The sequence below is a fragment of the Streptomyces sp. DH12 genome (assembly GCF_020873895.1).
Lineage (GTDB): Bacteria > Actinomycetota > Actinomycetes > Streptomycetales > Streptomycetaceae > Streptomyces.
In genome coordinates, this window is the sequence record NZ_JAHWGT010001316.1 from 1 (window position 1) to 425 (window position 425).

Annotated in this window: 1 pseudogene; it reads right to left on the reverse strand. The window is 75.3% G+C overall.

What is annotated here, in order from left to right:
* Positions 1-425 (reverse strand): annotated as a pseudogene (locus LPA54_RS39860) (aldolase); the annotation flags it as partial.

Genomic DNA, 425 nt, shown 5'->3' on the forward strand with positions numbered 1-425 from the left:
GAGCAGCCGTGCCAGGGCGGCGACCTGCTCGGCGTAGGTGACCGTGGGGAGGGTGAGGACGAGCCCGTCGGGCAGTCCGCCGGCCTGGAGCAGACCGGTGAGGAAGATGTCGAGGGTGCGGATGCCGCGGTCGCGTACGGCCGCCTCCATGCACTTCATGCGGATGCCGGTCCAGGGGGCCGCGGTGGCCGCCGTGCCGTGCGCGGAGGCCTCGGCGACCAGCCGGGCGGCGCGGGCGGAGGTCTCGTCCTCCTCGGCGTCGGGACGGTGGCCGTAGCCGTCCTCGAAGTCGACGCGCAGGTCCTCGACCGGTTCGCGCTCCAGCTTGGCGCGGACCCGGGCGTACACGTCCTCGGCGAGGGCGCCGTCGAGGCCGAGGACGGCGCCGAAGGACGCGGCGTCGGGTGCGTGCTCGTCCAGTGCCG